Source organism: uncultured Endozoicomonas sp., from assembly GCF_947495845.1.
GTDB lineage: Bacteria > Pseudomonadota > Gammaproteobacteria > Pseudomonadales > Endozoicomonadaceae > Endozoicomonas.
In genome coordinates, this window is the sequence record NZ_CANMAO010000027.1 from 1 (window position 1) to 14,908 (window position 14,908).

Consider the following 14,908-nt stretch of genomic DNA (forward strand, 5'->3'; position numbering starts at 1 on the left):
CAGGGATACCTCAGCGATGCCCGCATTCTTGCGCTGAACAGCTACGAAAATCGTGTATACCAAGTGGGCATTGAAGACAAAGACCCGCTGATTGCCAAGTTCTATCGCCCAGAACGATGGACCAGAGAACAGATCGAGGAAGAACACCAGTTCACCCTTGAGCTTAAAAATATGGAAATGCCGGTGGTCGCACCGTTGGTCAATGAAACGGGTAACTCGCTGCATGAGTTTGAGGGGTTTCTCTTTGCTTTGTTCCCACGTCAGGGAGGCCATGCTCCCGAATTGGATAACCCTGACAATCTTCTAACGATGGGGCGCACTCTGGGTCGAATCCATAAACTGGGTTCAGCTGTACCGTTTCAAAACCGTCCGGAAATCACATTACAACGCTACGGCATTGACAGTGTTGAATACCTGCTGGAAAACGATTTCATTCCGTCTTCACTGATGGAAGCTTATCAGACATTAACTCGTGACCTGCTTCATCGGCTAGACCGAATCCGTCAGCAAAATCAGTGGCAATCCATTCGTGTTCATGGCGATTGTCATGGTGGCAATATTCTCTGGCGGGATAACGCACCGCACTTTGTGGATTTTGATGACACCCAGACGGCGCCAGCCATTCAGGATTTATGGATGTTACTTTCCGGCGACCGACAAGAGCAAACTCTGCAAATGGCAGAGCTGTTGGACGGTTACAACGAATTTATGGATTTCAACCCGGCAGAGTTGAACCTTGTTGAGTATTTCAGAACCTTGCGTTTATTGAATTACAGTGGCTGGCTGGCGAAGCGCTGGGATGATCCGGCATTCCCCATGGCGTTTACCTGGTTTAATACAGAGCGCTACTGGGCAGAACATATTCTGGAGTTGAGAGAGCAACTGGCGGCACTGGATGAACCGCCTCTGGTGCTATTCGGTCAGGTTTAATTCTGACCGTTATTCATCATCAAAGCGCCCATAGGCATCGGGCGCCAAGTTCTCAAACCGGGTGAACTGCCCAATAAATGCTAAACGACAGGTGCCGATCGGACCGTTACGCTGCTTACCAATAATAATCTCTGCAACGCCTTTGTATTCCGTATCGGGGTTGTATACTTCATCCCGGTAGATAAACATGATAACGTCCGCATCCTGCTCGATCGCACCGGATTCACGAAGATCGGAGTTTACAGGGCGCTTGTTGGGTCGTTGTTCCAGAGAACGGTTCAACTGCGACAATGCAATCACCGGAACTTTAAATTCCTTGGCAATGGCTTTTAACGATCGCGAGATTTCAGAAATTTCGTTGGTACGGCCTTCGCCAAAACCGGGAATCTGCATCAACTGCAAATAGTCGATCATGATCATCCCCAGCTCGCCATGCTCACGCACCACACGGCGAACCCTTGAGCGCATTTCCGATGGGCTGATGCCAGCGGTATCGTCAATAAACAGTTTTTTATCTTTGATGCGCTCAACGGCAGACAATAGCTTCGGCCAATCTTCTTCTTCCAGCTGACCACTTCTCACTTTGGACTGGTTGATGCGACCAAGGGAAGACAGCATACGCATCATCAGCTGTTCACCTGGCATTTCCAGACTGAATACCATGACGCCTTTTTCGCTGTTCAACAGCGCGTTTTCCACAAGGTTCATGGCGAAGGTCGTCTTACCCATGGAAGGACGTGCCGCTACAATAACCATATCCGAAGGCTGCAGACCGGAAGTCATTTCATCCAGATCTTTAAAGCCTGTGGTGGTACCGGTAATGGCGTTACCGGCGTTGAACATTTCATCGATTTTCTTAACGGTGTTTTCAAGAATCTCCCGAACACCCACCGGCCCACCGGTATTGGGTCGATCCTCGGCGATGTTGAACACCATTCGCTCAGCTTCATCAAGCAGCGTCTGGCTGTCTTTACCGTCGGGGTTGTAGGCACCGTCTGCGATTTTCTGACCAGTGTTGATCAGCTTACGAAGCAGTGAACGTTCAAAAATAATATCTGCGTAGGCCCGAATGTTTGCCACGCTGGGCACGCTGCTGGCCAGCTCAGCCAGATAAACCAGACCTCCGACGTCATCCAGATCGCCCCGGTTTTCCAGCACCTCTGCCACGGTGAGTGGGTCAAAAGGTTTGCTCTCATTGGTCAGATAACTGATGGCAGCGTAAATGTGCCGATGGCCGGGATTGTAGAAATCTTCGGCCGTCAGTTTATCTACCACACGGTCCCAGGCCTGGTTGTCCAGCATCAGGCCACCCAGGACGGACTGCTCCGCTTCTATGGAGTGGGGAGGGGTTTTGATGGCAACCGTGGCTTCATCAATAGGAAGCTCGGGCTCCCGGGAAAGGGCATCCAGCATAGTTGGTCGTCTGAGAAGTAAACAGGAATTCAATATCTGAGATTTAGCATACCTGATTCCAGGTCAAAAAAGCACTGAAGATCATTACTTCTCTTATAGAGAATAGAGCTGAAGCATCACTTTTTACACCCACTGCGTAGAGAGTACGGGCCTGTTGTAGATTATTTATGGAAGAGTTTTCAAACGTTCTCGGCCAGCAAAAACTGACGAGGCTTTATTAACGAAACAGAGGGGAGAGCGTACTTGTGAGACTACTTTTGTGGTGTCACAAGCAAAGTTCTAATTAACTATCAATCGCCGTCTGGTTTTGAGCCATCAGTTTCCAGATCTCACCAATGATGATTTCAGACTGTTCTCTGGAAACCTGTATAAATTTGGAGGCTTCAAGCTCAGTAATATTGAAATCGTAGTTATGAACGGCTTTGTTTCTCAATACCCGAAGCTCACTCACAATCGAGAACGTATCAGAACTGATAATCTTTTTATTCACCAACGATTTCAGTATGCCGCTGAAGGAGTGAACTTTTTCCACAGAGTCCAAGTCAAGCAAACGATACGTCGATGTTACCGAGTTTTCCAGGGCAATCCATGATTCCAGAATGGCAGCTCTTGGTGAGGACTTTTTCACCTCGTCAAGGTAGTACTCTTCTTCTTTGTCTGGTGTTACCGGGTTAGGAAAAATGGATCTTATCGCGTCGGACCGATTCTGCAGCTTGTCCAGTTCATTGTTAAAATCCTCAGCAACTATTACCTGCTTCATCCCGGTCAATGTTGCGAGAATCTCAAGAACCGGTGTCTTTAAAATATAAACAACCAGTAATGTGGTGAGCGGCCAGACCAGAATCTCAAGCACGTCCGTAAAGAATTCCATAACACCCCTTTGTACCAATTCTGTTTTTAAATTTTGGGCTGCGCAGAGACTACCCCATCCTTTTGAAACAATACCAGCAAAAAAAAACCGGAACTCGAAAGGGCTCCGGTTTTTCGTATCAAGTCCAACCAAACTGATTACTCAGCTTCGATGAATACCTTGATAGTAGCGGCAACGTCAGAGTGCAGCTGGATACCAACATCGTACTCACCAGTAGCACGGATTGGGCCTTCTGGCAGACGAATTTCGCTTTTGGCAACCGCAACACCGGCAGAAGTAATTGCTTCAGCCAGGTCACGAGGACCGATAGAACCGAACAACTTACCTTCGTCGCCAGCTTTGGCAGTCAGGGTTAGTTCGATTTCAGCCATTTCTTCAGCACGCTTCTGAGCAGAGCTCAGAAGATCGCCAGCGGCTTTTTCAAGCTCAGCACGACGTGTTTCAAAAGTAGCCAGATTCGCTTCAGTAGCAGGCAGAGCCTTACCAAAAGGAATCAAAAAGTTGCGGCCATAACCGTTTTTAACGGTGACCTTGTCGCCCAGCTTACCAAGCTTGGCGATTTGCTCGAGCAGGATCACTTCCATTTCGCTAGCCTCTATCTAGTACCTGTCATCCCTGATGCAGTCGGTTATTCACACGGGTGCGAAAATCTAAAAGACTGTCCAGACATGCAGTTAAAACAATGACCGGGTACGCCAGCTGCGTGGCGAAGATTAACAGGATGTAAAAACCCACCAGCCAGAAACTTCCCATCTGTTTCATCCCTACTAAGCCGTGGATCATCGCCAGACCCGCTACCAGTAAAGGCAGCGTAGCCACAGGCACCACGACCAGTAAAGATGGAACAGCGGCAACACCCACAAGGGTAAATGCCAGAAGCCCCATAGCCATCGGCGCTGACAGGCGAATTCGATGAAACTCTTCACGGAATCCACCCGGATTGTACAGTTGCGCTTGCCAGGCTCTGCCCAGTATCAGCCCAAATATACAGCTCACCAGGTTAAACCAGGCGACCATACCGATTACGCAATATTCAACCAGCGTCCTGAGACCTACTATGTCGTCCGTAGACTGACCGGATTGTTGGAAATAGTCATGAATAAACTTCACGACCAATTCGCTGATCTGGGCAATCTGTTGTGGAGCCAGCTGGGCCATCACGAGAGCAGCAAGCACTCCGAGTGGCACCAGCGCCAGTAGCGTTTTTTGCCAGGAAACGGTGTTGCGTAATGTCACCGCCAGAGCGACGGTCATTACTAATCCTGTGATGGTGGAGAACTGTCCCATTGCTGCCCAGGCAATACCGGGCAAGATGGCCCAGCCGAGTACTTTCAGCCCTTCAGCGGTGCCGCGACGAAGCGTCACCAGCGAAATAATGGCTGCACTCACCCAGAACAACATGGGAATACAGGCAAAAATCGTCGCCAGAACAGTTGCCTGTTTCGGGCCACGCATTGCCAGTTCCGCCAATCCACGCATCAGTTATACCCTGTTAATAAGGTGACAGTATTTAATGGCGATCGGTGTATGGCAGCAGAGCCACGTAACGAGCGCGTTTGATGGCAGTTGCCAGCTGACGCTGATAACGAGCCTTGGTACCAGTGATACGGCTAGGAACAATCTTGCCGGTTTCAGATACATAAGCTTTCAGGGTGTTCAGATCTTTGTAATCGATCTCTTTCACGCCTTCAGCGGTAAAACGGCAGAACTTTCTGCGACGGAAAAAACGTGCCATGACAACGTCTCCTTGAATGATTGCGCTTGTATGGTTAAGAGAAGAGCTCTGACGACCTCAAGGGTCAACGCAGAAAACTTACTCTTCAGACTCGCCTGCATCGCTTTCAACAGCGACTTCTTCAGCACGCTCTTCGCGACGCTCACCGCGATCTTCGCGACGGTCTTCACGACGGTCACGCTTTTCGTCAGCCTGCAGCATGATAGAAGCTTCGGTGATGGCTTCATCACGACGAATAACCATGTTACGGATAACTGCGTCGTTATAACGGAAGTTATCAGTCAGCTCGCTCAGGGATTCATTGCCACACTCAAGGTTCATCAGAACGTAATGAGCTTTGTGGATTTTGTTGATTGGGTAAGCCAGCTGGCGACGGCCCCAATCTTCAAGACGGTGTACCTTGCCGCCATTTTCAGTGATTGTGCGAGTGTAACGCTCAACCATGGCTGGTACTTGTTCGCTCTGGTCAGGATGAACCAGGAAAACGATTTCGTAATGACGCATTATTTGCTCCTTACGGGTTAAATAGCCTTCTGCGTTACGCTAGTTCCGGAACAAGCCGAAAACAGTGTTATGCAGTAAGGCAAGGAGAGCGGGAACGCAAGCGTTCACCAATGTACTTTATATAGAACTTGATGCGTTGTGATCTGGAATACGCTTTAATGCGGCTTTAAAACAGCTTCAAAGCACTCAGACACATTGCCCCAAGCATATAAAGAGCGGAGATTCTAGAGATTTGTCCCGTGGGATGCAAGGGGAGCGAGCAACTTCCGTGCCGGTAGTATCCGGAACCGTAGTAGTCATTTACCTTTATGAAGCAAAACACCGCCACTACTATTGAAATATGATTAATCTTAATAGCCACCGGCTCATCAGGTATTTGCTCACCACAAGGTTTCGCAACCTGTGGTTTGCCGTGGCGATTATCTTGTTTTCCAGTACCCTCAAAGCCAGTGAAATCACATGGAAAATTAATGGGTTAGATAGCGAGCTCCAGCAAAATGCTTTGATGTACCTGAAAAACCTGCCTGAGTTTCCAGCCAGCCGTTATCAGGATCACCAACCTGAAATTCGCGAAGCATTGATTAGCGCACTGAAAGCCCTGGGTTATTACCAACCCTCGATCCAACTCACCTACAACAAAGATAAGCCCAAAACGCTCTCCATAGACATTAATGCCGGCCTGCCCGTGATTGTACGAGCGGTGAAGATAACCCTGAACGGTGATGCTCAATCCGACAAAGCCTTTAAACGCTTAATAAAGCAACAACCATTGACCGTGGGAGAAGTACTCAATGATGGCTTGTATGAATCGCTGAAGACCAGCCTGACCAGCTTAGCCCTCAGCCGCGGCTATTTTAATGCTGAGCTTTCCAGGCACCAGATCCGAGTTTCGCCTCAAAGGCAGTCGGCAGAAATCATTCTTGCTCTGGATTCAGGCCAACGATATCGGTTTGGTCAGGTGATTTTTGATCAATCCATCACCAAAGGCATCCGTAAACTGATCGCCCCGATGATCACCATGGAACCGGGCAGCCCTTACCTGGCTGAAAGTGTCAGCCAACTCAGCCGGGATCTATCAACAACGGGCTATTTTAATTACGTTGATGTGCAACCTTTAAAAGATCAGGCCATGAATGATGAAGTGCCCATCAGCATCAGCGTCACGCCAAAAACAGCTTGGGAGCTGGAAACGGGAATCGGTTACTCCACCGATGAAGGGCCAAGAATAACCCTCAGCATCGATAAGCCATGGCTGGGAGAAAAGGGTCACAGTTTTGCCAGCGACATCAAATATTCAGACAAAGTGAGTGAGCTCAGCGGACGCTATAAAATTCCCTATGGCAACCCATTATCGGAATACTACAGCCTGGACGGCGGTTATCAGCGAAACACGTTAGAGGATACCAACAGCCAACTAATCTCTACCTCGATCAACAAATGGAACAAAAGGCCTGGTAACTGGGATCAAGATTTCTTTTTCCGAGTAGATTACGAAGACTTTACCCAAGGGCTGCAGACGAGTAGTTCTTTGCTGCTCATTCCCGGTATGTCCCTTGATCGACGGAAGGTGCGAGGAAACCCTACCGACCCTCGATCCGGTAATGTTTTCAATTTTAAAATCGAAACGTCCTCTACCGCCTGGCAGTCCGATGTGGATTTTGTGAAAGCCTGGGGGCGAGCCAAATGGTTAACCCGTTTCCGTGACGACCATCGATTGATTGCCAGAGTTGAACAAGGCGCCATCTGGGTGGATGACATTCAGAACATACCCCCATCCATTCGCTTCTTTACCGGTGGCGATCAAACCATACGCGGTTACAGCTACAACAGCATCTCGCCAAAAGACAACAGTGGCCAACTAATTGGCGGGCAATATCTCACTGTTGGCAGCCTTGAGTATAACTTTGAGATTTCTGAAAGCTGGCGGCTGGCGCTGTTTATTGATAAAGGCACCGTGACCAACTCCTATGCAAAGGACAAAGTAGAGTGGAAGACTGGCGCAGGCCCTGGCATTCGATGGATAACACCCCTGGGACCATTGAAGCTGGATTTTGCGTTTGCCATCAGCGAACCCGGCTCACCACTTCGAATCAGTTTCACCATAGGGCCTGATCTATGAGTTCAGATCCCGCCAAAGCCGGACCACACGCTTTCCCTGATAAGAAAGCCAAAAGAAATATCACTCTGGCCACCAGAATCACATCGGTTCTTCTTGGCCTGGTTGCAGTTATCCTGTGTTTATTCAGCCTTCTGGTGTTTACCCAAAGCGGCAATGCATTAATCTGGCGACAACTGGCGTATTCAATTTCGCCATTAAACGGAGAGTTTGTGAAAGGAGAGCTTCTCTCCGGCTGGACATTAAACAATCTTACATGGACTGACCATCAAACACGCTTCAACGCCGACGAAGCCATACTGGAGTGGCACTTTGCCAAGCTGTTAAACAGAGAGTTACCTATACAACTTATTCGATTAAAAAACACACGACTGATAATAAATAACATCCCTGAAAAAGTAGATGTAGTAAAGACAGAGCCTGAAGCCGATTCACCTTTCAAGCTGCCCTTCAACCTCAGGGTTGACCAGATTTATCTGGATAATTTCACGTTGCAAAGCCCTAAAGCAGATCTTTCTGTCGGTATCCTGCATTCAGTCATTCAGCTAAAAAACAACCGGCTCACCATTCCAGAACTGATCGTTGATCAGTTTCACTTGAAGATAAAACCGACAGAACAAACACCGCCCTCTGCAATAGGCTCATTTTCGCTAGCAAAAGGTATAGACCTTTCTAAAACGAATCTTCCCAGGATTCAAACCCCGATCCCCATTACACTGGACAGATTTCTGCTAACCAATGCATCTCTTGAGAATCAGAATGTTAAGGAAAGTCTGCAAAAATTAGAGCTGGGCTTAACGTGGGATGACTCCGAAATAAAAAACCTTTCGGCTGCCCTGAAATCCCCAAAAATTGATGCTCAATTAATAGGCACAATGCAGCTGTCTGATAATTATCCTTCGGATATAAATCTCGAGGCCACGCTCTACGACAACTTCAACATAGCTGAACTGAATGGCATCAAGGATGAGCAACTAACCCTGAAAACCTCTGGTAACCTGAATCTGCTGACGATCGATGTTAAGACCAGAGGCCTGATCAACGCAGAGATACAAGGAACCATCAGCCCGTTAAAACCACAAATCCCCATGAATTTGCGTATCTCATGGCAGAACCTGAAGTGGCCGCCTCTGGCGGATGCGCCACAATTAATCTCTGACTTCGGATCAGTTCACCTTTTCGGCAAACTCGACCAGTATCAATTGACGATTGATGCTGCCCTGCACGCTATTGACCAACCTGAAGCGCACCTCAAACTGATAAGTAATGGCAACCTGGAAACCTTATCGATCAATGAACTGTCTGCTAATCCAGTAGACACGACCAATAAAGAGACAAATGCTCAAAAAGCAGTCAACATTACCGGTATGTTGAACTGGAAAAATGGCATTCAATGGCAGGGAAAAGTGCAGCTCTCACAGTTAACACCAGAGCTGTGGTTACCGGGTATTCCGGGTACATTGAATGGCACCCTGCAATCGCAGTTTTCGCTGCAAAATGAGAAATGGCAGTTACAACTTTCAGATATGGACGTCAACGGCACTCTGCTTAATCAGCCGGCATCCGCCAAAGGCAAGCTAAAAGCGACCAGTATACGTTCATCGTCTTATGCTCTGCCTTTTACCGCTACGGCCAACAACCTGCACCTTTCTTTGGGTGATAACCAGCTGGATGTTCACGGTACTCTGGCTGAAAAAGTAGCACTGCGAGCTGAAATAAATGCCCAAACACTTGGGTTGCTGCATCAAGACCTTGCCGGCCAACTTCAAGGTAACATTAACGTCAGTGGCACTAGCCAGCAGCCATCCCTGTCCTATTCAATTAACAGCTCCCGATTCGTTTATCAACAAACCAGCATCACCGGACTCAAAGCAACCGGCAACTTAACAAAAGGTAAAGTAACTGAAGGGAGGGCTAAAATAGGTGCTGTCGCTCTGAATCATGGGGCTTTGCAATTAAACGACTTTTCCCTCACAGCCAGTGGCGATGAGCTGAAACACATCATTGCGATTAAAACGGCTGGTAACCCCATTGGCGGTGAGCTCACCTTTAATGGTTCCTGGAAAGACAATCAATGGAATGCTGACATTCCTGAAGCATTATTGGCAACACCTGTGGATAAGTGGACACTGGAAAAGCCTGTCTCCATCCAATTAAACCGGAAACAAATTGCGACTATCTCAGATCAGTGCTGGCTATCAAGCCCTGCAAAACTCTGTATTGGGAGATCCCATTTTTCACCAAATCAAGCTACCACCAGCTTTGTGTTATCGGATCTCGATTTATCCACGCTGGGCCCTCTTTTTCCCAATACCTTTAATTGGGAAGCAAAACTCTCTGGCAACGGTGAACTTCAATGGATTGATGGTATTCCAAAAGCCAACGTCAGATTGAAAACGACACCCGGTAAGTTAATCAACAAATCTGCAGCATCCATCATCGCTGAATACCAACAGCTAAACGCCAGTATAAACCTTGACTCAGAAACCTTAACGGCGAAACTCGACTTCCTGTCCAAAGTACTGGGAACTGCACAATTAAACCTTTCTGTCAGCGATATTCAGAGGCAACAGCAATTGAGTGGCACCGCTGATATTCAGAGTATGCAGTTAACGTTCCTCCAACCTCTGATACCAGAGCTAAGCCGCCTCGATGGGCTCCTCTCTATGAATACCCGAATGGCGGGTACACTGAAAGAACCACTGCTGTATGGCAAGCTGCAACTCAGTGATGGCAACGCGATAACCCGGGGAGATACTGTCAGAGTCAGCAGCCTTAAAACGCAACTGGCCTTTGAAGGCGACCATGCTCGGATAAATGGCAGTCTCAAGGTGGGTGATGGTGATATGCAACTGTCGGGCGACATGAACTGGCAACAGCAACCACTTCGCGGGCAACTGACCATGAAAGGAAAAGACCTGGAGGCTCGTTACCCGGGCATTCTTCAGCTGAAAGCCTCACCGGATTTAACCATCAACCTTGGTGATTCCGACACCCTCTCCGGCACTGTTCATATTCCCTGGGCCAGAGTGCAAGTGAAGCAACTACCAAAGCAGGCTGTTAAACCGTCGGATGATGTCGTTATTGTCACCTCCGAATCCACAACAAAAACCAACTCTGCTACCACTTTATCCATGAATGTTAATATCGTTCTCGGTAACGACATCAAGATAGACGCCTATGGTCTGAAGGCTAACCTTGCTGGCCACTTGAGAATAAACCAGCAACCGGAAAAACCACTCACAGGCAATGGCTCAATCCAGCTACTGAAAGGCCGTTATCATCAGTTCGGTCAGGACTTGTTAATAAAAGAGGGTGATATTATTTTCTCCGGCCCTCTTTCCAGCCCTTATCTGGCGGTCAATGCCATTCGTAACCCCGACAGTATAGAAGGCAATGTAACGGTAGGCGTTCAAGTCAGTGGTCCACCGGATCAGCCTCAATTCACCATTTATTCTGACCCCGCTATGGCACAAGAGGAGCAATGGTCTTACCTGCTTCGTGGACATGGACTAAAGGGCGATGATAACTCTGCAGTACAGGCTATGTTAATCAGCTTTGGGGTCAGTCAATTTGGCGGTGTAGTGACAACATTGGGCAAAGCGGTGGGAATATCCGATGTGACATTAGCCACACAAGGCAGCGGTGATGATACTCAGGTGACCATTGGTGGAACACTGGCACCAGGGCTCAGAGTTCAATACGGCGCTGGTGTCTTCAACTCCATTGCCGAATTGAAGGTTCGCTATGAACTGATGCCAAGGTTATATCTTCAAGCCGTCAGTGGTGTTGCTCAGGCTGTTGACCTGTTTTATCAATTTAAGATCCAGTCCAACGACCATGATCCGCTAAGCATGCAATGAATCATCAACACACCATGATATAACTAAAAAACCTTCTCTGCTTCACCAAATACAAAGTGAATGTCTACTTTGTGAACTTTTGTCAGATTTTTTGATTATTCAAACAAGTGTTTGTATAGTAATTGATCAGATGAATCATTATCACGGTTTGTATTTACCGTATTTATGGTAAAGCGTTGATGCTTCATTGAATAAGGATCTGTTGAGTTCAAGGTGTCCCCCAGAACCTGATTGACAATAAAAATAACAATCAAGAGATCTCCTATGAAAACCAAACTAACCGGCTGCAGTCTGCTGGCTTGCGCTGCCCTGCTTTCGTCAGGGCTACAGGCCAACCCCGCAGAAGATGCAGTATATAGTCTTGCCCAGGGATGCTATGCCATCCAATCACCACACAATGGCAACTACCTTAAGAAGTTTTATAAAGGTGGCGCTGTTGATAACGGTTTAAGTTATCGTTTTGACAACAATAATATAGATGACGCTGCACGTTTCTTTATGAAGCCAACGTCGTTTTCTCATTATTTGATGACTGACGTTGATGGCCGTTACCTCGCATCTCATCTTCCCGCAGAAATCAGTGCCGGCCGCTACGCCGGTGAATTCGCTGAATGGCGCATTAACGCTGTACCAATTACTGGCGGTGAGCACTTGTTTAGTTTCCACGGTACAGGTCTAAACAGAACACTGCGCCACAACTGGGCAGATGGCGGGCTCTACTTCTTTGACCTGCTGAACCCAAATGATTACACCAGTGAAAACCGCTTTAAACTGGTTGCCCAGGAAGACTGTACACCGTTCCCTGAAATAGAAGTGAACGTTGCAGGCCCTATTGATGGACTGAAAGGCGACCCAGCCAGCCCGGTTCGAGGCTACGTTGATCCTCATACCCACATCACCTCCTATGAATTCATGGGCGGCAAAATGATGCACGGCGAACCATTCCATCGCTGGGGTGTAGCGGAAGCACTGCGCGACAGTAAAGACATTCATGGCCCTGACGGCTCTCTGGATATCATCGGTAATCTCTACGCCTTTAACGACGTAAATTTCCGTTACGACACCCGAGGCTGGCCTGAGTTTCCCTTCTGGCCAAACAATAAATCCTTGAGCCATATGGGTTACTACTATAAGTGGATTGAGCGAGCGTATCTCTCAGGCCTGAAGATGATGGTCACCCATCTTGTAGAAAACGAAGTGCTCTGTAATGTGCAGAAAACGGTCAACCCTGGCAGCTGGATTAATCCAAACAGCTGTAACACCATGGACAGTATTCGTCTGCAGATTCAGCGGTTGCATCAAATGCAGGCTTATATTGACGCGCAATCTGGCGGTCCGGGCAAAGGCTTTTTCCGTCTGGTCACATCACCCGAACAAGCACGACAGGTGATGGCCAATGGTCAGATGGCAGTGCTGATGGGCGTCGAAGCGTCAGAAACCTTCAACTGTGGCCAAAAAGATAAATGCAATCGCAACACCGTAGAAAGTGCGTTGAATGAATTGTACGACGCCGGTGTGCGAGTTATTTATCCAACCCATAAGTTTGATAACCAGATTGCCGGCTCCAGAGTAGAAAACGGCTTTATCAACGTGGGCCAGTGGCTTGCCGGTAACCGTTTCTTTGAAACCAAGGCCTGTGATGCAGAGACCAAAGGGGCAGCCTTTACCTCTGGTTTCCCAATCCTCGGTGAAGTGCCGTTTATCAAGGATATCCTTTCCGGTGTTGGCTTAGACCCTCAGTACGATGAAACCATCGAGCACTGTAACAAGCTGGGTCTTTCCCAACTGGGCGTTTACCTGATCAATCGCATGATCGATAAGAAAATGCTGATTGAGATGGATCACATGAGTCCGGATACTGCGACATCTGTTATGGACATTGTTGAAGCCCGGAATTACAGCGGTGTGGTTACTTCTCACAGCTGGATGAATGCAGCCCATGATGGTGGTCTTCATAAAAACACCAAGCGTGTGATTAAAGCCGGTGGTTTCTCTGCGCCTTACAACTCAGATGTCTACGGAATGGAATCGAAAGTTTCTACCTTCCTCGATGAAATTGAGCAGACGCCTTATCTTGCCGGTGTTGGTGTTGGTACCGACATGAGCGGCCTTGGTGGTCAACATGGTCCTCGCAGTGATGCAGAAACTGATCCACTTGAGTACCCGTTCACTTCTGAGTTTGGCCTGACCTTTGATGTGCAACAGTCGGGCAATCGAGCATTCGATTACAACAAAGAAGGCATGGCACACTACGGCATGTTGGCGGACGAAATTCAGGACATCCGTGAACGGGGTTCGAACCGGGTGTACGAAGCGGTAATGAATTCTGCAGAAGCCTACCTGCAAGTTTGGGAAAGAGCTGAAAGTAATACCGACGTCGCTTATATAGACCCACTTGAGCCGTTTGTGAAAATCGTCAACCGTGACGCTAACCGCTGTATGGACATCGATGGTCGCGATAATAATCTGGTTAACGGTGCCAATGTCCAGCTCTGGAATTGTGATGATTACTCCTACGATCAGGATTGGATCTTCAACAAACATTCCGGAATGCTTGAGAACAGAGCAGATCGCAGCAAGTGTCTGGATAACCGCGGCGAAGCCTACAACAATGGCGGAGTCGTCATCTGGGACTGTGTCGACAGTGATAACCTGCGATGGACGTATAATGCCAACAATATTTCCAGCATCTACAATCCGCTGATCGTTGCTGACGCCTATGGCTTAATCAACGGCAGTAATGTAGGCCAGTGGGAATACCATGGCGCCGCCAGGCAAGCGTGGGAGCTGCGCCCAGAGTCTGCTATCCATCGCTGGGTTGATTTCCGTGATAAGCGTTCAGGTAAATGCTGGAATGTCGCCAATGGCAGTAATACCAGCGGCACAAGCGTTCAACTCAATACCTGTAACGCAACAGCCGAACAGCAATGGTATTTTGATCCCATCAAAGGCACGATCAAAAGTCAGTTGCCGGGTAATATGTGTATGTCTGTACCTAACGGCAACACCGGAAATGGTACGCAGCTGCAAATTGCCCAGTGCGATGAGAACAACATCAGCCAACAGTTCAACAAAAATGGCGCTCGATTTAGCCCGAGGCTGAATGGTAACCAGGTGATTGATGCTGATGGCACCAGCGATGGTGTCGCCATTATCTTATGGAGTAGCCATGGTGGAAATAATCAAAAATGGCGGGCAGGTTTGAACTAATACCAATGGCGTTTTTAAATTTTGGAACGAGCAAGTTATTTTGGACGACTGGGCAAGGCGAAGAGACGAGTCATAGCCGTAGCTATGGCGAGGAACTTCAACGCAGATCCAGTCGGTCAAAATAGCTGCGCAGCCCATAATTTAAAAACAGAATTGGTATAACCCGATTTGCTTTTAAATACGACTAAGAAGCCAGCTCTTATGAGCTGGTTTTTTTTCAATGGCATCTTTCAGTTTTAAAACAATGATTCACCACATAGTAGTCC

The 14,908-nt window shown here is 48.0% G+C and carries 10 protein-coding genes; 4 read left to right on the top strand and 6 right to left on the bottom strand.

Going from position 1 to position 14,908, the window contains the following annotated elements; genetic code table 11:
- Positions 1 to 930, top strand: a 930-nt coding sequence (locus Q1B11_RS15700) for a serine/threonine protein kinase (RefSeq protein ID WP_299734267.1), incomplete at its 5' end; no start/stop codon positions are given.
- 9 nt (positions 931 to 939) lie between these two features.
- Here the strand turns inward: Q1B11_RS15700 and dnaB are convergent.
- The 6 genes from dnaB to rpsF form a co-directional block, all read right to left on the bottom strand.
- Positions 940 to 2,343: a replicative DNA helicase gene (gene dnaB, locus Q1B11_RS15705; protein WP_299734268.1), complete on the bottom strand. Its 1,404-nt coding sequence runs from the start codon at positions 2,341 to 2,343 to the stop codon at positions 940 to 942.
- Between the two features lie 283 nt (positions 2,344 to 2,626).
- A complete protein-coding gene (locus Q1B11_RS15710; protein WP_299734269.1) occupies positions 2,627 to 3,214 on the bottom strand; it encodes a DUF4145 domain-containing protein in 588 nt (195 codons plus the stop codon).
- Positions 3,215 to 3,351: 137 nt separating this feature from the next.
- Positions 3,352 to 3,798, bottom strand: a complete 447-nt coding sequence (rplI, locus tag Q1B11_RS15715) for a 50S ribosomal protein L9 (RefSeq protein ID WP_067515458.1) — start codon at positions 3,796 to 3,798, stop codon at positions 3,352 to 3,354.
- Positions 3,799 to 3,823: 25 nt separating this feature from the next.
- Positions 3,824 to 4,693, bottom strand: a complete 870-nt coding sequence (locus tag Q1B11_RS15720) for a hypothetical protein (RefSeq protein WP_299734270.1) — start codon at positions 4,691 to 4,693, stop codon at positions 3,824 to 3,826.
- A 31-nt stretch (positions 4,694 to 4,724) separates the two neighbouring features.
- The gene (gene rpsR / locus Q1B11_RS15725) at positions 4,725 to 4,949 is read right to left on the bottom strand and encodes a 30S ribosomal protein S18 (protein ID WP_020584246.1); all 225 of its coding nucleotides are present in this window, start codon (positions 4,947 to 4,949) and stop codon (positions 4,725 to 4,727) included.
- A gap of 78 nt (positions 4,950 to 5,027) precedes the next feature.
- Positions 5,028 to 5,453 (bottom strand): 30S ribosomal protein S6, encoded by a 426-nt coding sequence (gene rpsF, locus Q1B11_RS15730; protein WP_299734271.1) that lies wholly within the window; start codon positions 5,451 to 5,453, stop codon positions 5,028 to 5,030.
- A gap of 424 nt (positions 5,454 to 5,877) precedes the next feature.
- Here rpsF and Q1B11_RS15735 point away from each other — a divergent pair, with 424 nt between their 5' ends.
- The 3 genes from Q1B11_RS15735 (at position 5,878) to Q1B11_RS15745 (ending at position 14,642) form a co-directional block, all read left to right on the top strand.
- On the top strand, positions 5,878 to 7,572 hold the full coding sequence (locus Q1B11_RS15735; RefSeq protein ID WP_299734272.1) for an autotransporter assembly complex family protein: 1,695 nt from the start codon (positions 5,878 to 5,880) through the stop codon (positions 7,570 to 7,572).
- Positions 7,569 to 11,432: a translocation/assembly module TamB domain-containing protein gene (locus Q1B11_RS15740; protein WP_299734273.1), complete on the top strand. Its 3,864-nt coding sequence runs from the start codon at positions 7,569 to 7,571 to the stop codon at positions 11,430 to 11,432. The genes Q1B11_RS15735 and Q1B11_RS15740 overlap by 4 nt, the downstream gene beginning before the upstream one ends.
- 264 nt (positions 11,433 to 11,696) lie before the next feature.
- The gene (locus tag Q1B11_RS15745; protein WP_299734274.1) at positions 11,697 to 14,642 is read left to right on the top strand and encodes a ricin-type beta-trefoil lectin domain protein; all 2,946 of its coding nucleotides are present in this window, start codon (positions 11,697 to 11,699) and stop codon (positions 14,640 to 14,642) included.
- The last annotated feature ends 266 nt before the right edge of the window (positions 14,643 to 14,908 follow it).